The sequence below is a fragment of the Plantactinospora sp. CA-294935 genome, assembly GCF_050936445.1.
GTDB lineage: Bacteria > Actinomycetota > Actinomycetes > Mycobacteriales > Micromonosporaceae > Plantactinospora.
This window is the reverse complement of the sequence record NZ_JBNJMU010000001.1, coordinates 4,711,638-4,728,610: the sequence shown is the minus strand read 5'-3', so window position 1 is coordinate 4,728,610 and position 16,973 is coordinate 4,711,638. Positions and strand designations below refer to the sequence as shown.

General features: G+C 71.4%; 17 protein-coding genes. 6 read left to right on the top strand and 11 right to left on the bottom strand.

Translation table 11 applies throughout. The features are described from left to right. The first annotated feature begins 11 nt into the window (after positions 1 to 11). Genes zwf through pgl form a run of 3 tightly spaced genes read left to right on the top strand, consistent with a single transcriptional unit; the run spans position 12 to position 3,307 of the window. Entirely contained in the window at positions 12 to 1,526 is a 1,515-nt protein-coding gene (zwf, locus tag ACQEVC_RS21185; RefSeq protein WP_432880133.1) for a glucose-6-phosphate dehydrogenase, read from the top strand. Between the two features lie 36 nt (positions 1,527 to 1,562). Next, a complete protein-coding gene (locus ACQEVC_RS21180) occupies positions 1,563 to 2,546 on the top strand; it encodes a glucose-6-phosphate dehydrogenase assembly protein OpcA (RefSeq protein ID WP_432880131.1) in 984 nt (327 codons plus the stop codon). Next, on the top strand, positions 2,543 to 3,307 hold the full coding sequence (pgl, locus tag ACQEVC_RS21175; RefSeq protein WP_432880128.1) for a 6-phosphogluconolactonase: 765 nt from the start codon (positions 2,543 to 2,545) through the stop codon (positions 3,305 to 3,307). Before ACQEVC_RS21180 ends, pgl begins: the two co-directional genes overlap by 4 nt. A gap of 102 nt (positions 3,308 to 3,409) precedes the next feature. Here the strand turns inward: pgl and ACQEVC_RS21170 are convergent, their stop codons facing one another. The 8 genes from ACQEVC_RS21170 to rapZ all read right to left on the bottom strand — a co-directional run bounded on the left by ACQEVC_RS21170 (position 3,410) and on the right by rapZ (position 10,566). After that, positions 3,410 to 3,754 carry an RNA polymerase-binding protein RbpA gene (locus tag ACQEVC_RS21170; RefSeq protein ID WP_318399277.1) on the bottom strand — a complete coding sequence of 115 codons (345 nt, stop codon included), beginning with the start codon at positions 3,752 to 3,754 and terminating at the stop codon, positions 3,410 to 3,412. Between the two features lie 98 nt (positions 3,755 to 3,852). Continuing rightward, positions 3,853 to 4,107, bottom strand: a complete 255-nt coding sequence (gene secG / locus ACQEVC_RS21165; protein ID WP_101367013.1) for a preprotein translocase subunit SecG — start codon at positions 4,105 to 4,107, stop codon at positions 3,853 to 3,855. A gap of 51 nt (positions 4,108 to 4,158) precedes the next feature. Next, a complete protein-coding gene (tpiA, locus tag ACQEVC_RS21160) occupies positions 4,159 to 4,923 on the bottom strand; it encodes a triose-phosphate isomerase (protein WP_432891591.1) in 765 nt (254 codons plus the stop codon). Between the two features lie 32 nt (positions 4,924 to 4,955). Then, on the bottom strand, positions 4,956 to 6,155 hold the full coding sequence (locus ACQEVC_RS21155) for a phosphoglycerate kinase (protein WP_432880124.1): 1,200 nt from the start codon (positions 6,153 to 6,155) through the stop codon (positions 4,956 to 4,958). Positions 6,156 to 6,298: 143 nt separating this feature from the next. Continuing rightward, positions 6,299 to 7,303, bottom strand: coding sequence for a type I glyceraldehyde-3-phosphate dehydrogenase (gene gap, locus ACQEVC_RS21150; protein ID WP_432880122.1), 1,005 nt, complete (start codon positions 7,301 to 7,303; stop codon positions 6,299 to 6,301). 267 nt (positions 7,304 to 7,570) lie between these two features. After that, a complete protein-coding gene (gene whiA, locus ACQEVC_RS21145) occupies positions 7,571 to 8,551 on the bottom strand; it encodes a DNA-binding protein WhiA (protein WP_107263068.1) in 981 nt (326 codons plus the stop codon). A gap of 75 nt (positions 8,552 to 8,626) precedes the next feature. Continuing rightward, the gene (locus tag ACQEVC_RS21140) at positions 8,627 to 9,592 is read right to left on the bottom strand and encodes a gluconeogenesis factor YvcK family protein (protein ID WP_318399274.1); all 966 of its coding nucleotides are present in this window, start codon (positions 9,590 to 9,592) and stop codon (positions 8,627 to 8,629) included. An 89-nt stretch (positions 9,593 to 9,681) separates the two neighbouring features. Next, complete coding sequence (gene rapZ, locus ACQEVC_RS21135) at positions 9,682 to 10,566, bottom strand: RNase adapter RapZ (RefSeq protein ID WP_318399435.1); 885 nt, start codon at positions 10,564 to 10,566, stop codon at positions 9,682 to 9,684. 307 nt (positions 10,567 to 10,873) lie between these two features. Between rapZ and ACQEVC_RS21130 the strand changes: the two genes are divergently transcribed. Together ACQEVC_RS21130 and ACQEVC_RS21125 are read left to right on the top strand one after the other, a co-directional pair. Further along, positions 10,874 to 11,608, top strand: coding sequence for a winged helix-turn-helix domain-containing protein (locus ACQEVC_RS21130; RefSeq protein ID WP_432880118.1), 735 nt, complete (start codon positions 10,874 to 10,876; stop codon positions 11,606 to 11,608). Continuing rightward, positions 11,605 to 12,903, top strand: a complete 1,299-nt coding sequence (locus ACQEVC_RS21125; protein WP_432880115.1) for an MFS transporter — start codon at positions 11,605 to 11,607, stop codon at positions 12,901 to 12,903. The genes ACQEVC_RS21130 and ACQEVC_RS21125 overlap by 4 nt, the downstream gene beginning before the upstream one ends. An 82-nt stretch (positions 12,904 to 12,985) precedes the next feature. On the opposite strand, the gene ACQEVC_RS21120 is transcribed toward ACQEVC_RS21125, so the two are convergent. After that, positions 12,986 to 13,702 carry a hypothetical protein gene (locus tag ACQEVC_RS21120; RefSeq protein ID WP_432880112.1) on the bottom strand — a complete coding sequence of 239 codons (717 nt, stop codon included), beginning with the start codon at positions 13,700 to 13,702 and terminating at the stop codon, positions 12,986 to 12,988. A gap of 373 nt (positions 13,703 to 14,075) precedes the next feature. Between ACQEVC_RS21120 and ACQEVC_RS21115 the strand changes: the two genes are divergently transcribed. Further along, positions 14,076 to 14,351 (top strand): hypothetical protein, encoded by a 276-nt coding sequence (locus ACQEVC_RS21115; RefSeq protein ID WP_432880109.1) that lies wholly within the window; start codon positions 14,076 to 14,078, stop codon positions 14,349 to 14,351. A gap of 16 nt (positions 14,352 to 14,367) precedes the next feature. On the opposite strand, the gene uvrC is transcribed toward ACQEVC_RS21115, so the two are convergent. Together uvrC and ACQEVC_RS21105 are read right to left on the bottom strand one after the other, a co-directional pair. Next, positions 14,368 to 16,305, bottom strand: a complete 1,938-nt coding sequence (gene uvrC, locus ACQEVC_RS21110; protein WP_432880107.1) for an excinuclease ABC subunit UvrC — start codon at positions 16,303 to 16,305, stop codon at positions 14,368 to 14,370. Positions 16,306 to 16,382: 77 nt separating this feature from the next. After that, on the bottom strand, positions 16,383 to 16,871 hold the full coding sequence (locus tag ACQEVC_RS21105) for a Rieske (2Fe-2S) protein (protein WP_432880105.1): 489 nt from the start codon (positions 16,869 to 16,871) through the stop codon (positions 16,383 to 16,385). Between the last annotated feature and the right edge of the window lie 102 nt (positions 16,872 to 16,973).

Here is a 16,973-nt window from a genome sequence, read left to right as displayed (position 1 = left end):
GAGGGGGAACCGTGAATCCGCTGCGCGACCCGCAGGACCGGCGGTTGCCGCGGATCCCGGAGCCGTGCGCACTGGTGATCTTCGGCGTCACCGGGGACCTGGCCCGCAAGAAGCTGCTGCCCGCGGTCTACGACCTGGCCAACCGGGGGCTGCTGCCGCCGAGCTTCGTGGTGCTCGGGTTCGCCCGGCGCGACTGGGGCGACGGAGACTTCGAGTCGATGGCCCGGGACGCGGCCCAGGCACACGCCCGGACACCGTGGCGGGAGGAGGTCTGGGGCCGGCTGGCCGGAAACATCAAGTTCGTCGGCGGCGCGTTCGACGACGACGCCGCGTTCGACCACCTGGCGGCCACGCTGGACGAGCTGCGGGACAGCCACGGGATCGGCGGCAACGCCGCCTTCTACTTCTCCATCCCGCCGGCGGCGTTCCCGACCGTGCTCAAGCAGCTCGCCCGGACCGGGATGGCCGACAACGACAAGTGCGGCGGCTGGCGGCGGGTGGTGGTGGAGAAGCCGTTCGGGCACGACCTGCCCTCGGCGAAGGCGCTCAACGACCTGGTCGACGACGTCTTCACCCGGGACGACGTGTTCCGGATCGACCACTACCTGGGCAAGGAGACCGTCCAGAACATCCTCGCGCTGCGCTTCGCCAACAATCTCTTCGAGCCGCTGTGGAACTCCAAGTACGTCGACTCGGTGCAGATCACCATGGCCGAGGACGTCGGGATCGGCACCCGGGCCGGCTTCTACGACGCCACCGGCACCGCCCGGGACGTGCTGCAGAACCACCTCCTGCAACTGCTCGCCCTGGTGGCGATGGAGGAGCCGACCAGCTTCGACGCCAGCGAGATCCGGGCCGAGAAGCTGAAGGTGCTGCGCGCGATCACCCTGCCGAAGGACGTGCACACCGGCACCGTGCGCGGGCAGTACCTGCCCGGCTGGGTGGCCGGCAAACGGGCGGTCGGCTATCTCGACGAGGAGGGCGTGCCGCCCGACTCGACCACCGAGACGTACGTCGCGGTCCGGCTCGGCATCCAGAACCGGCGCTGGGCCGAGGTGCCGTTCTACATCCGGGCCGGCAAGCGGCTGCCGCGCCGGGTGACCGAGGTCGCCATCATGTTCAAGAAGGCGCCGCACCTGCCGTTCAACCCGGCCGACATGGAGATGCTCGGCAACAACCAGCTCGTGATCCGGGTCCAGCCGGACGAGGGTGTGGTGCTGAAGTTCGGCTCCAAGGTTCCCGGCACCACCATGGAGGTCCGGGACATCGCGATGGACTTCCAGTACGGCGAGGCGTTCACCGAGTCCAGCCCCGAGGCGTACGAGCGGCTGGTGCTGGACGTGCTGATCGGTGACCGGACCCTCTTCCCGGACGCCGCCGAGGTCGAGCAGAGCTGGCAGGTGATCGACCCGCTGGAGGGGGCCTGGGAGGGCGGCAAGCCGGAGCCGTACCGGGCCGGTGAGTGGGGTCCCCGGGCGGCGGACGAGCTGCTCGCCCGGGAGGGCCGGGCGTGGCGGCGGGCGTGACCTGCCGAGGATCGCGACAACAACCAGGAGGCATCGTTGATCGGCTTGTGGGACACCACCGGTAACGAGGTGGTGAAGGCCCTGGCCGCCGAGCGGCGCAGCGCGGGCGGAGTGGCCAGCGGCATGGCGCTGACCCTGATCGTCGTTGTCGACGAGCCGCGGGTCCGGGAGGCCGAGGCGGCGGTGACCATCGCCTCGGCCGCGCACCCGTGCCGGATGGTGGTGGTGGTCCGCTCCGACATCGAACGCGACCGCAACCGGCTCGACGCCGAGATCGTGGTCGGCGGCCGGCTCGGTCCCGGCGAGGCGGTGGTGACCCGGATGTACGGCCGGCTCGCCCTGCACGCCGAGTCGGTGGTGATGCCGCTGCTGGTGCCGGACGTGCCGGTGGTGACCTGGTGGCACGGCGAACCGCCGGCCGAGATCGCCAACGACTTCCTCGGGGTGGTGGCGGACCGCCGGATCACCGACTCGGCGCAGGCCGCCGATCCGGTGGAGACGCTGCGGCAGCGGGCCCGGGACTACGCGCCCGGCGACACCGACCTGGCGTGGACCCGGATCACCCCGTGGCGCACCCTGGTCGCCGGGGCGTTCGACACCACCGAGGGCAACCGGGTCACCTCGGCCACCGTGGTCGCGCCGCACACCGACCCGACCGCGGCACTGATGATCGGCTGGTTGAAGTCCCGGCTGGGGCTGCACCCGCACTGGGAGCACACCAGCGAGTTCCCCCGGATGCGCTCGGTGGAGCTGCGCTGCGCCAACGGCGACGAGCTGGTGCTGACCCGGGACGACGACCAGGCGACGTTCCGGCGTACCGGGCAGGCCGACCGGCAACTGCCGCTGGTACGCCGCCCGCTCGGCGACGAACTCGCCGAGGAGCTGCGCCGGCTCGACCCGGACCAGATCTACGCCGAGGCGCTGGGCGCCGCCGCCGGGGTGGCCGGGCTGGACCGCCGGCCGGCCCAGCGGGCGCACATCTGGAGGGACCCGTCGAAGCAGCCGCAGGGCGTGGCGTGACCGACACCACGGTGGTGGTGCACGCCGACCCCGAGCTACTCGCGCAGGCGGTCGCGGCCCGGCTGCTGGTCAGGATCATCGACGCCCAGGCGGAACGGGGCGAGGCGAGCGTCGTGCTGACCGGCGGCCGGATCGCGGCGGCGGTCCACCGCGCGGTACGCGACCTGCCGGCCCGGGACGCGGTCGACTGGTCCCGGGTCGACGTCTGGTGGGGTGACGAACGGTTCCTGCCGGCCGGGCACCCGGAGCGGAACGAGACCCAGGCCCGGGAGGCGCTGCTCGACGCGCTGCCGCAGGCCCGGGTGCACCCGATGCCCGCCTCGGACGGCCCGGACGGTGCCGACCCGGAGGCGGCGGCGGCCCGGTACGCGGCCGAACTCGCCGCGGCCGCCGGCCCGGGTACGGCCACCCTGCCCTACTTCGACGTGCTGATGCTCGGGGTGGGCGAGGACGGCCACGTCGCCTCGCTCTTCCCCGAGCATCCCGTCGCCTACGAGAACCGGCCGGTGAGCGCGGTACGGGGCAGCCCCAAGCCGCCGCCGGTACGGATCACCCTGACCCGGGGCGCCATCAACACCGCCGAGGACGTCTGGCTGATCGCCAGCGGCAGCGGCAAGGCCCGGGCGGTCGGCATGGCGCTGACCGGCGCCGGGCCGGTGCAGGTGCCGGCGGCCGGCGTCGCCGGGGTGCAGCGGACCCGGTGGCTGCTGGACCGGGCCGCGGCGGCCGAGGTGAAGCCGGCGTTCCGCAGTCTCCGCTGAATCGGTCGGGGTCGCCGCCCAGCTAAGTTCGCCCGGGGTAACCGGCCCCGGGCTCAGGCAGGCCCCACCGGCCCGGTCAAGCCCCACCGGACCGGGGCTCGGTCAGGCCTCACCTCGCCGGGCCCGCAGTGCGGCCAGCGCCTCGGCGAGGATCGCCTCGGCGTCCGCCTCGCTGCGCCGCTCCTTCACGTACGCCAGGTGCGACTTGTACGGCTCCGTCCGCGGCCGCCCGGGCGGATTGTGCACGTCCTGCCCGGCCGGCTGCCCGCAGTGCGGGCAGTCCCAGGTCTCCGGGATCTCGGCCTCGGCCGCCAGCAGGATCTCCAGCATGTGCCCGCTGCCGCACCAGTAGGTGACCGGACGGCGGGGGGCCGGTTCGCATCGCTCGGTCGGCCTGGCTGGGCCGGCACCGATTCGGCTGCCACGGATGGCACTGCCACTGGGCACGACTGCTCGCTCCGTTCGTCAGAGGGGGCCCCTGAGGGTATGACAAACTGCGCGCGGCCCACGTTAGCGGACCGCGCGCAGTTTGTACGCCCTGGTTGTCAGGTCGTCTCGGCGAGACGCAGCCAGAGACCCAGCCCGACGATGCAGGCGAACCAGACAAGACCCACCAGAACGGTGTATCGGTCGAGGTTCTTCTCGGCCACCGAGGAGCCGGCCAGGCTGGAGCTGACCCCTCCGCCGAACATGCTCGACATCCCGCCGCCCTTGCCCCGGTGCAGCAGGATCAGCAAGGTGAGCAGCACGCTCGTGATCACCAGCAACACGATCAACGTGTATGCGAACCAGATCGGCATGGTAGGGGTCAGTCCTCTCAGCTACGCGGGGCTCGTCAAGGATAGCGACCGTCAGCGGGCGATGTGCTCCGGGAACCGACAGATCTGCGCGAACTCCTCGGCGTCCAGGCTCGCCCCGCCGACCAGTGCGCCGTCCACGTCGGGCTGCGCCATGATCGCGGCGATGTTGGCCGCCTTTACCGACCCGCCGTAGAGCACCCGGACCTGGTCGGCGGTCTCCGGACCGTGCACCTCGGCGATCCGCTGCCGGATCGCGCCGCAGACCTCCTGGGCGTTCTCCGGAGTCGCGGTCTTGCCGGTGCCGATCGCCCAGACCGGCTCGTACGCGACGACGAGCTTGGCCACCTGCTCGGCGGTCAGCCCGGCCAGCGACCCGTCGAGCTGATCGCGCACGTACGCCACCTGCCCGTCCTGCTCGCGGATGTCCAGGCCCTCGCCGACGCAGACGATCGGGGTCAACTCGTTGGCCAGCGCCGCCTTCACCTTGGCGTTGACCAGCGCGTCGTCCTCGTGGTGGTACGTCCGCCGCTCCGAGTGCCCGACGACCACGTAGGTGCAGCCCAGCGCGGTCAGCAGCGCACCCGAGATGTCGCCGGTGTACGCCCCGCCCTTGTGCGGCGAGAGGTCCTGCGCGCCGTACCCGATCAGCAGCTTGTCGCCGTCGACCGCCGTCTGCACCGTCCGCAGGTCGGTGTACGGCGGCAGCACCACCGTCTCCACGTCGGTCAACTGCTTCTCGTTGAGGCTCGCGGCGAGCTTCTGGATCAGCAGGTTGGCTTCCCGGTGGTTGAGGTTCATCTTCCAGTTGCCGGCCATCAGGGGCCGGCGGGCGGGCGCAGGGGTGGCCACTACTGCTCCAGAGCGACGATGCCGGGGAGGGCCTTGCCCTCCAGGTATTCCAGCGAGGCTCCCCCGCCGGTCGAGATGTGCCCGAACGACGACTCGTCCAGACCGAGCGCGCGGACGGCCGCGGCGGAGTCACCGCCACCGACCACGGTGAAGCCCTTCACGGAGGTGATCGCCTCGGCCACCCCCCGGGTACCGGCGGCGAACGGCGCCAGCTCGAAAACGCCCATCGGGCCGTTCCAGAACACCATCCGGGCCGTACCGGCCATGTCGGCGAACTCGGCGACCGTGCGGGGACCGATGTCCAGGCCGAGCCGGTCGGCCGGGATCGCGTTCACCGGCACGGTGTCGTACGCGGCGTCGGCGCTGAACTCGGTCGCCGCGACCACGTCGACCGGCAGCACGATCCGGTCGGCGCCCCGCTCCAGCAGGTCCCGGCAGGTGTCGAGCATCTCCTCCTCGAGCAGCGACTTGCCCACCTCGTGCCCCTGGGCACGCAGGAAGGTGAAGCACATGCCGCCGCCGATCAGCAGCCGGTCGACGGTCGGCAGCAGCGCCTCGATCACGGCGAGCTTGTCGGAGACCTTGGAGCCGCCGAGCACCACCACGTAGGGCCGGTCCGGCTCGTGCCGCAGCCGGGCCAGCACCTCGACCTCGCGGAGCACGAGCTGGCCGGCGAAGTGCGGTAGCCGGGCCGGCACGTCGTAGACGCTGGCGTGCTTGCGGTGCACGGCGCCGAACGCGTCGTCGACGTACGCCGAGGCGAACGCGGCGAGCTGGTCGGCGAAGGCACCCCGTTCGGCCTCGTCCTTGCTGGTCTCGCCCGGGTTGAACCGCAGGTTCTCCAGCAGCGCGATCTGGCCGGCACCCAGCTCCTCGACCGCCTTGCGGGCCGACTCGCCGACCGTGTCGGTGGCGAACGCGACCTCGGCGCCGAGCAGCTCACCGAGCCGGGCCGCGACCGGGGCAAGGGTGTATTTCGGGTCGGGCGCGCCCTTGGGGCGGCCCAGGTGCGAACAGACGACCACGGCGGCACCGGCGTCCCGCAGCGCGGTCAGCGTCGGCAGCACGGCCCGGATCCGGCCGTCGTCCGTGATTTCCCCGGTCTCCTTGTCGAGGGGCACGTTCAGGTCGGCGCGCACCAGCACGCGCCGACCCGAGACCCCCTCGGCGAGCAGATCGTCGAGGTTGCGGATGCTCACAGAGCTTGCCCTCCGTTCACGACTGCGGGGCTCGCAAGCTCACTCCTCGCGTTCACCGAGCTTGCCCTCCGTTCACGACTGCGGGGCTCGCAAGCTCACTCCTCGCGTTCACCGCGAGAGCCCCCCGTTCGTTCGTGCCGTACTCACAGCCCGGCACCGACCAGCTTGACGAGGTCGAGCAGGCGGTTCGAGTAGCCCCACTCGTTGTCGTACCAGCCGACGACCTTGACCTGGTTGCCGATCACCTTGGTCAGGCCGGAGTCGAAGATGCACGAGGCCGGGTCGGTGACGATGTCGGCGGAGACGATCTCGTCCTCGGTGTAGCTGAGGATGCCCTTCAGCGGACCCTCGGCGGCGGCCTTCATCGCGGCGTTGATCTCCTCGACCGAGGTGTCCCGGCCGGCGTCGACGGTCAGGTCGGTGGCCGAGCCGGTCGGGATCGGCACCCGCAGCGCGAAGCCGTCCAGCTTGCCCTTGAGGTCGGGCAGCACCAGGCCGATCGCCTTGGCGGCACCGGTCGAGGTCGGCACGATGTTCAGCGCGGCGGCCCGGGCCCGACGGAGGTCCTTGTGCGGGCCGTCCTGGAGGTTCTGGTCCTGGGTGTACGCGTGGATGGTGGTCATCAGACCCTTCTCGATGCCCACCGTGTCCTGCAGCACCTTCGCCATCGGCGCCAGGCAGTTGGTGGTGCACGAGGCGTTGGAGATGATGTTGTGCTTCGCCGGGTCGTACGTCTGGTGGTTGACCCCCATGACGACCGTGACGTCCTCGTTCTTGGCCGGCGCCGAGATGATGACCTTCTTGGCCCCACCGTCGATGTGCGCCTTGGCCTTGGTGGCGTCGGTGAAGAAGCCGGTCGACTCGATCACCACGTCGGCACCGAGGTCGCCCCAGGGCAGCTTGCTCGGGTCCTTCTCGGCGAAGACCTTCATGGCGTGCCCGCCGACGCTGATCTCGTCGGCGCTCGCCTTGACCTCCTGCGGCAGCCGGCCGAGGATGCTGTCGTACTTGACCAGGTGCGCCAGCGTGGCGTTGTCGGTCAGGTCGTTGGCGCCGACCACCTCGACGTCGGCGCCCGACGCGAGCACCGCGCGGAAGAAGTTGCGGCCGATCCGGCCGAATCCGTTGATGCCAACCCGGATGGTCACTGGGTCCATCTCCTCGTGTTTCGGTTCACCGCCGGTGAGAGCGCGCGGCGGCGAAGGTGGGCGCGCCGACCGTTGGAGCCGGCCGCTGGATGTCACCCCGGCCGTCTCACCGCGACCTCTGGGCGGTCAGCACGGCGGAGAAGGCCGGTACCGGCCCCGTCGCCGTACGCTGCGACCTTATCCGAGCGGGCCGCTCCGCGTTGCGTCGGGGCACAATCCGGCCAATCGACTTCACCGGCGACGCTCGGAGAGCCCCGCCGGGGAGCGTCAGACCGCCAACATGTCCGGGGTGACCGCCGCCTCGGTGTCGGGGATGCCCAGGTCACGGGCCCGCTTGTCGGCCAGCGCCAGCAGCCGGCGGATCCGCCCGGCGATCGCGTCCTTGGTCAGCGGCGGGTCGGCCAGGGCACCCAGTTCCTCAAGGGACGCCTGCCGGTGCTCCAGCCGCAGCCGGCCGGCCGAGGTGAGGTGGTTCGGGGCGTCCTCGGCGAGGATCTCCAGGGCCCGGGTCACCCGGGCGGCGGCGGCCACGGCGGCCCGGGCCGAGCGGCGCAGGTTGGCGTCGTCGAAGTTGGCCAGCCGGTTGGCGGTGGCCCGCACCTCGCGGCGTACCCGGCGCTCCTCCCAGGAGAGCACGCTGGAGTGCGCGCCGATCCGGGTCAGCAGCGCGGCGATCGCGTCGCCGTCCTTGACCACCACCCGGTCCACCCCGCGCACCTCGCGGTATTTGGCGGTGATGCCGATCCGGCGGGCGGCGCCGACCAGGGCGAGCGCCGTCTCCGGGCCGGGGCAGGTGATCTCCAGCGCGCAGGAGCGACCCGGCTCGGTCAGCGAACCGTGTGCCATGAAGGCCCCCCGCCAGGCCGAGACCGCGCAGCAGACGTTCGCCGCGACCACGTGCGGGGGCAGCCCGCGTACCGGCCGGCCGCGTACGTCGAGCAGCCCGGTCTGCCGGGCCAGCGCCTCGCCGTCCTTGACCACCCGGACGATGTAGTGGCTGCCCTTGCGCAGCCCGCCGGAGGCGAGTACGTGGATCTCGCTCGGATATCCGTAGACCTCGGCGATCTCCCGGCGCAGCCGACGGGCCACCGCGCCGGTGTCGAGTTCCGCCTCGACCACCACCCGTCCGGAGACGATGTGCAGCCCGCCCGCGAAGCGCAGCAGGGCGGCCATCTCCGCCCGCCGACAGCAGGGCTTGGGCACGTCCACCCGGCTCAGCTCGTCCTTGACCGCAGCCGTCATCGCCATCTTGTCGTCACCTCGTGGGCCGGTCCCGGCGGGTGCCGGTGATTCGTAGGTGCTTGGTTGTTGATTCGTAGGTGCTTAACGATCGGCGCCCAGGAGAGGCACCAGCGCGGCACCCAGCGCCGCCGGATCGTGCTGGGGTCCGCCGTCCGGTACGGCCACCGGGGCGAGCACGAGCCGCGCACCCAGCGATTCTGCCGCACGGTGCACCGGTTCGGGGTCACCCACCGCCTTTCCGTCCGCCAGCACCACGTCGACCTTGAGCCCGGGCAGGTACCAGCCGAGCGCGGCCAGGTGGTCGGCGAGGGAGAGGCCGAGCGTCTCCGCCTCGTTGGCGAGGTTGAGCGTGACCAGCCGGCGGGCCGGGCTCGCCACCATCGCCGCGGCCAACTCCGGCACCAGCAGGTGCGGGATGACGCTGGTGTACCAGCTTCCCGGGCCGAAGATCAGCCAGTCGGCCTCGCGGACCGCCGCCACCGCCTGCGGGCAGGCACTCGGCCCCTCCGGGGTGAGCCGGACCGACTCGACCCGGCCGTCGGTGACCGCGACCGCGTGCTGTCCGCGTACCGTCTGCACGGCGCTCGGCCGGCGCGGGTCGGCGCCGCGCACCCGGGCCTCGATGCCGACCGGCTGGCAGGCCATCGGCAGCACCCGGCCGACCGCGCCGAGCATCGCGGCGGCGTGGTCGAGCGCGGCCACCGGGTCGCCGAGCAGCTCCATCAGCCCGCAGAGCACCAGGTTGCCGACCGCGTGCCCGGCCAGCGGGTCGGGACGCGGGCCGCCGCCGGCGAACCGGTGCTGGAACAGCGCGGCGCTGCGCCGGGTCCCGGGCTCGTCCGCGGCCAGCGCGGCGAGCGCCTGCCGCAGGTCGCCGGGGGGCAGCGCGCCGCGTTCGAGGCGCAGCCGCCCGCTGGAGCCGCCGTCGTCGCCGACCGTCACCACGGCGGTGATGTCGAGGTCCAGCTCCGGCGCGCAGCGGCGCAGTGCCCGCAGCGACGCCGACAGGCCGTGCCCGCCGCCGAACGCGACCACCCGCTGCTTCACTGAGCCTTGCTCAGCCTCCGCTCGCGGTCCGTCGTGACCGCGGGTGGAAGTCGGGGGGCGCACGCCGCGCGGTTCAGGTTGAGAAAGATTCACTCGCGCCCCAGGTCACGATGGTGCGGCGTGGCCGAGAGCCGGGCCTGGCGCAGCCGGGCGGCGAGTTCCTCGGCGATCGCCACGCTGCGGTGCTTGCCGCCGGTGCAGCCGACCGCCACGGTCAGGTAGCGCTTCCCCTCCCGCTCGAAGCCGGGCGCGGTCGCGTTGATCAACCGGGCGTACGTCTCGACGAAGGTCACCGCACCGTGCTGGCCGAGCACGTACCGGCTGACGTCCTCCTCCCGGCCGGTGTGCTCGCGCAGCTCCGGCACCCAGTACGGGTTGGGCAGGAAGCGGGCGTCGAGCACGAAGTCCGCGTCCGGCGGGAGGCCGTACTTGAAGCCGAAGGAGAGCACGGTCACCCGGAGCCGGCGGGCGTCCTCGCCGCCGAACAGCTCCTCGACCCGGCTGCGGAGCTGGTTCACGTTCAGGTGGGAGGTGTCGATGATCACGTCGGCCTGGTCGCGGGCCTCCTCCAGCAGACCGCGCTCGACCGCGATGCCGTCGGCGAGCCGGCCGTCGCCCTGCAGCGGGTGCGAACGCCGGACGCTCTCGAAGCGCCGGATCAGCACCTCGTCGTCGGCGTCCACGAAGACCACCCGGGGCTGGAAGCCGCGTTCCTTGAGCGCCCGGATCGCCCCGGCCAGGTCGGTGGAGAACGCCCGGCTGCGCACGTCGAGCACCATCGCGGTCTTCCGGGCCGCCCCACCGGCCTGGAACGCCAGCTCGGCCATGTCGAGCATGAGCGCCTGCGGCAGGTTGTCCACCACGTAGAAGCCGACGTTCTCCAGGGCCCGGGCGACGGTGCTGCGGCCACCGCCGGAGACCCCGGTGACCACCACCAGGGTGGTGTCCGAGCGGGTCGGTTCCGCCGGTTCCACCTCGGACCGGGTCCGCGCCGGTTGTCCCTCGTCCGGTGCCTGTTCCGTCTCGTACTCCCTGCTCTGGTCTTCCGCGCCCGTCGGCGACTCGTCGGTCGCCAGCCGAGTCTCGCTCACGTTCCACCCCCAGCCGTACCCGCCTGCCGGATCGACGGTACGCCGCCCGGATGCGGGTTCGGCGAGGGTCGACCACCCGGCGAGGTTGGAGACGTAATCTACCCGGCCGTCGGAATCTCCCGGGCCGGTGGCCCAGTCGGATTGCCGCTCGCGATTGCTAAAGAAATCTTTCTAGAGTTATCTTTAGGATATGCCGCCACCCAGGTCCGAGATCCGACTCACCGACCCCCGGGCCCTCCGGGGATACGCGCACCCGCTCCGGATGACCCTGGTCGGGCTGCTCCGCCGGGAGGGGCCGCTGACCGCGACCCAGGCCGCCGAGCGGCTCGACGAGAGCGTGCCGAGCTGCTCCTACCACCTGCGCCAGCTCGCGAAGTACGGCCTCGCCGAGCGGGTCGAGGGCAGCGACGCCCGGGAGCGGCCCTGGCAGGCGACCGCGCTCAACACCTCCTGGGACGACACCTCCGACGACCCGGCGCTGCTGGCGGCGGTCAACGAGCTGCACTCGGTGATCCTGAACCACTACTTCAAACGGGCCCAGGCGCATCTGGCGCAGCGGGCGTCCGAGCCGGCGGACTGGCGGGCCGTGCTCGGCTTCGGTGACGCGCTGGTGCACGTCACCCAGGCCGAGCTGGCCGAGCTGACCCGACGGATCGAGGCCCTGTTCGCCGAGTACGACGAACGGCTCACCGACCCGTCCACCCGGCCCGAGGGGTCCCGGCCGGTCGGCATCATCCAACTGATGGTGCCCACCGAGCCGCCGGCCGGTACGACCGCGGCCGGGTCCACGACGGCGGACGCCGACTCGACGGATCCCGACTCGACGGCAAGGGCCGGCTCGACGGACGCCGACTCGACGGCGAGGGCCGGCTCGACGGACCCGGACTCGACGGACGCCGACTCGACGGCGGAGGCGGGGCGGTGACCGACACGCTGCCGACCCCGCCGGTGGTCGAGCGCCGCCGGCGCTGGGTGCCGGAGCTGCTGCGCCAGACGCAGTTCCGACGGTACTGGTCGGCCCAGACCGTGTCGCTATTCGGCGACGAGATCTCCGTGCTCGCCCTGCCCCTGCTGGCGGTGCTCGGCACCGGCGCCGGCCCGGCCGAGATGGGCTACCTCACCGCTGCCGCGCTGATCCCGAATCTGCTCTTCTCGCTGCTCCTCGGTGCCTGGATCGACCGCTACCCACACAAGCGCCGGGTGATGGTCCTCGCCGACCTGGGCCGAGCGGTGCTGCTCGCCGCCGTGCCGGTGGCGTACCTGTTCGGGGTCCTCTCGCTCAACCAGCTCTACGTGGTGGCCTTCCTGACCGGCACCCTGGCCGTGCTCTTCGAGGTCGCGCACAGCACCCTCTTCGTCTCGCTGGTACCCCGGAAGGACTACGTCGACGCGAACGCGCTGACCTACGGCAGCCGGGCGATGTCGTTCGTCGCCGGGCCGAGCGTAGGCGGCATCCTGGTACAGACCCTCACCGCACCGTTCGCGCTGCTCGCCGACGCGGTGTCGTACCTGGTCTCCGCGCTATTCCTGGCCCGGATCAGGCTGACCCGGCCGACGGAGCCGGCGCCGACCGACGGCGCAGGTCTCGGCATCGGCCAGGGGCTCCGGTTCGTGGTCCGTGCCCCGATCCTCCGCTCGCTGCTGCTCGGCACCACCACGCTGAACCTCTTCAACTACATGTTCACCGCGCTGTACGTGCTCTACGTCAGCACCGAACTGGGGCTCTCCCCCGGCCTGCTCGGGCTGGTCATCGGCGTGGGCTCGATCGGCGCGCTGCTCGGCGCGGCGGTCACCGGTCGGCTCGTCCGCCGGCTCGGCATCGGCCGGACCGTGGTCATCAGCTTCGTGCTCTTCCCGGCGCCGCTGGTGCTGGTGCCGCTGGCAGGCGGGTCGACCCCGGTGCTGCTCGGCGTGCTCCTCGCCTCGGAGTTCCTCTCCGGGCTCGGCCTGATGATGATGGACATCACCGTCGGCTCGCTACAGACCGCGGTCATCCCGGAGCACCTGCTAGCCCGGGTCGCGGGTGCGAAGCGGACCGTCAACTACGGCATCCGGCCGATCGGCGCCGTGCTGGGTGGCACCCTGGGCGCGGCCCTCGGGGTACGCCCGACGCTCTGGATCGCCACCGTAGGGGCGGTTGCCGGGCTGTTCTGGGTGCTGCCGACCGCGATCCCGAAACTGCGCGACCTGCCGGAGCCGGACCACGCCGCCACCGGGTGATCCGTTCCGGATCCGGAGACGCCGCTGGCCGGGTCCCCGATGGTGGGGACCCGGCCAGCGGATGTGCTGCTCTGCTTGTTCGTTAGCTGTTGTTCCAGGTGTTGGCGACCAGGTCAGCGGCCTGGTCCTCCCACTGCGCGTACGCGTCCGGGTACGCCGACACCTGCACCTTCTGCGCCGCCTCGGTCAACGGCAGGTCATGCCAACCATCAACCTGACGCAGACCCTTCAGGAACGCGATCGTCGAGTACTCCGGATCCGTGATCTGCTCCGGCGAACCCCAACCCGACGACGGACGCTGCTGGAACAGCCCCAGCGAGTCGTGGTCGTTACGGTCACCCAGATGACCCAGGTTCTCCAACTTCGACTCCTGAAGCGACGTACCCACCGCGATCACCGCGGCACGCTCGTCCAGACCAGCCTTCTTCGTCGCCTTCACAATCGCCTTCACGTTCTCGGACTGCTCACCCGACAGCGAGATCCGCGACTGCTCACCCTGCACACCACGCGGAACCAGCTTGTCCCGCGACGGCTTACGATCACCCTTACGATCCTTATCCCGCTTGTCACCCTTGTCATGCTTGTCGCTCTTGCCCTTGTCGCCCTTGTCGCCCTTGTCGGCCATGACCGACTGCGACACCGGCGAACCGGCATGCTCGGGAGCGGCCTGCGCGGCCACGGCGGGGCCGGCGACAGCGCCACCGACGAACGCCAGACCAGCCACACCCAGCGCGGTCCTACGAACCAGAGAAGTCTGCTCGACGGCCGGAAGCCATCGGCTGAACAGAGTCTTGTTCATGATGGTCCACCTTCCAATCGGGGGAACAACACCCACAGGGGGCTGGGGTGTCATCGGAAATGCAACCTCGTCCCGAGACACACGCTGACGCTGGTCTCCAAGGGACAGAAGAACACCCGAGCACCTCGCGGGGGGATGCTGGTACTCGGGCGAACACCATATGTAACGACCGGCGGCCCCGGATCATTCCCGGAGACCCGACCACCAGCCCAGGTCACAGGCGGTGGTACTCAGCCGTACGCGATATGTAACGACCGGCAGGCCACCAACATTCCCCGAGACCGAGTCGATCATGAAATCGAACCGGACAGGTCGTCACAGTCGGGCCGTACGGGATGCCGTATTCTCCGGCTTCGGACGGAGGGCGCGGGACATGGCCGAGAGGTCGATCGGCGACAATCGGGCCGGCCGCTGGGCCGATCGGCTGGCCAGGGCCGAACTGGTGGCAATCGTCGATCGGATCATGTCGGCGGAAGGCACCGAGGAGGAACTCGACAGCCTGCTGGCCCTACTCGACCGGCAGGGTCCGACACCCGACGGGTTTGCCAGCGGACTGATCTACTACCCGGAGGAGCACGGACTCGGCCCGGCACCCGGGCCGGCGGAGATCGTCGAGCGGCTGCTGGCGTACCGTCCGATCGCGTTGTAACCCGACGGAAGACCGTTCAGCGGGTCTCCGGGGCCGGCGCCGGATTCAGTGCCGCGACGATCGCCTCGGCGGTACGCCGGCCCACCCCCGGCACCTCGGCGATCTCGTCCACGGTGGCCGCCGCCAGCCGCTTCACCGACCCGAAGTGTCGCAGCAGTGCCTTGCGGCGTACCTCGCCGAGGCCGGGGACCTGGTCGAGGCCGGAGACGGTCATCCGCTTGGAGCGGCGCTGCCGGTGGAAGGTGATGGCGAACCGGTGCGCCTCGTCCCGGACCCGTTGCAGCAGATAGAGCCCTTCGGAGGTGCGCGGCAGGATGACCGGGAACTCGTCGCCGGGCAGCCACACCTCCTCCAGCCGCTTGGCCAGCCCGCAGAGCCCGATGTCGTCGAGGCCCAGTTCGGCGAAGACCTCCGCGGCGGCGGCGACCTGGGGCTGCCCGCCGTCCACCACCACGAGCTGCGGCGGGTACGCGAACTTGCGTGGCCGCCCGGTGGTCGGGTCGATGCCCGGCCGGTCCGGGTCGGAGGCCATCTCGTCGCCGATTTCCCCGGTCTCGCCCCGGGCCTGTAGGTAACGGGCGAACCGCCGGCGCAGTACCTCGGAGAGCGCCGACAGGTCGTCGGTGGCGCCGCGCACCACGAACCGCCGGTATTCGCTCTTGCGCGGCAGGCCGTCCTCGAAGACGACCATGCTGGCCACCACGTCGGTGCCCTGGATCTGCGAGACGTCGTAGCACTCGATGCGCAGCGGCGCGGTACGCAGCCCGAGCGCCTCGGTGATCTCGTCCAGCGCCTCGCTGCGGGTGGTCAGGTCACCGGCCCGGCGCAGCTTGTGCCGGGTCAGCGCCTCGGCCGCATTCCGGGCCACCGTCTCCAGCAGCGCCTTCTTGTCGCCGCGCTGCGGCACCCGCAGGGCCACCTTGCCGCCCCGCCGCGCCGACAGCCACTCGGCCAGCGCGTCGACGTCGGCCGGCAGCGCGGGCACCAGCAGCTCGCGGGGCACGTCACTCTCCCCTTCGGCCCCGCCGTAGACCTGCGAGCAGAAGTGGTGCACCAGGTCTCCGGTGGTCAGGTCCTCGACCTTCTCCACCACCCAGCCGCGCTGGCCGCGTACCCGGCCGTCCCGGACGTGAAAGACCTGGACCGCCGCCTCCAGCGGATCCTCGGCGAACGCCACCACGTCGGCGTCGGTGCCGTCGCCGAACACCACGGTCTGCTTCTCCATCGCCCGGCGCAGCGCCACGATGTCGTCGCGCAGCCGGGCGGCCCGCTCGAACTCCAGCGCCTCGCTGGCCTCGCCCATCTCGCGTTCGAGCCGGCGGACCATCTGGTCGGTGCGGCCGGCCATGAAGTCGCAGAACTCGTCGACGATCCGGCGGTGCTCGTCGGGCGAGGCCCGGCCGACGCACGGGGCCGAGCACTTGCCGATGTCACCGAGCAGGCACGGCCGGCCGATCTGAGCCTGCCGCCGGAACACCCCGGCGGAGCAGGTCCGGGCCGGGAAGACCCGGAGCAGGAGGTCCAGCGTCTCGCGGATCGCCCAGGCGTGCGAGTACGGCCCGAAGTAGCGCACCCCCTTGCGCTTGGCGCCCCGCATCACCTGGAGCCGGGGGAACTCCTCGTCGAGGGTGACCGCGAGATAGGGGTACGACTTGTCGTCCCGGTAGCGCACGTTGAACCGGGGGTCGTACTGCTTGATCCAGTTGTACTCGAGCTGGAGCGCCTCGACCTCGGTGCCGACGGTGACCCAGTCCACGCTGCCGGCGGTGGTGACCATCTGCTGGGTGCGCTGGTGCAGGTTCCACAGGTCGCCGAAGTAGGAATTGAGGCGGCTACGCAGGCTCTTGGCCTTGCCGACATAGATCACCCGGCCGCTGGGATCACGGAATCGGTATACCCCGGGCAGGTCGGGAATGGTGCCCGGTGCCGGGCGATAGGTAGCGGGGTCGGGCACGCCGACAAGCGTAGTCCCCACCTGGGACACCACCTGGCGCGGCGACCGCACGGTCGGCCGCGCCAGGCGTCCCCGGCTCAGGCCAGGACGATGTTGTCCCCGTCGACCGTGACCTTCTTCTCGGCCAGTGGCTTGGTGGCCGGGCCACCCTTGACCGAGCCGTCCGCCACGGAGAACTTGCTGAAGTGGCAACTGCAGTTGATGGTGCCGCCGTCGACGCCGGTCACCGGGCACTGCTGGTGGGTGCAGATCGAGCTGAAGGCCTTGAACTCGCCCTCGGTCGGCTGGGTGACCACAACCTGTTGGTCCGCAATGATCTTGCCGCCGCCGACCGGGATCTCGCTCTTCTTGGCCAGCGCGGCGGTGCTGCCACCCTCGGCCGGAGCGCTCGCCGAACCGCTGGGGGCCGGAGCGCCGCCGGCCGACGGGCTGCTTCCGGTGCCGTCGAGCGCGTCGTCGTCGCCGGTGCCGCACGCGGCCAACACCACGGACGCGCCAACCGCACCCGCACCGGCCAACAGCGCCCGTCGGGTCTGCGTGCCCGGCCCGGTCAGTTCGTCACTCATACCTAGCCTTCCTCTTCGGCGCCGCGCTCCTGGTCGTCCGCGGCCACGCCCGAAGACACGGATATATCCACCAACCGGTTCAACCGGACCGGCGTCAGGACT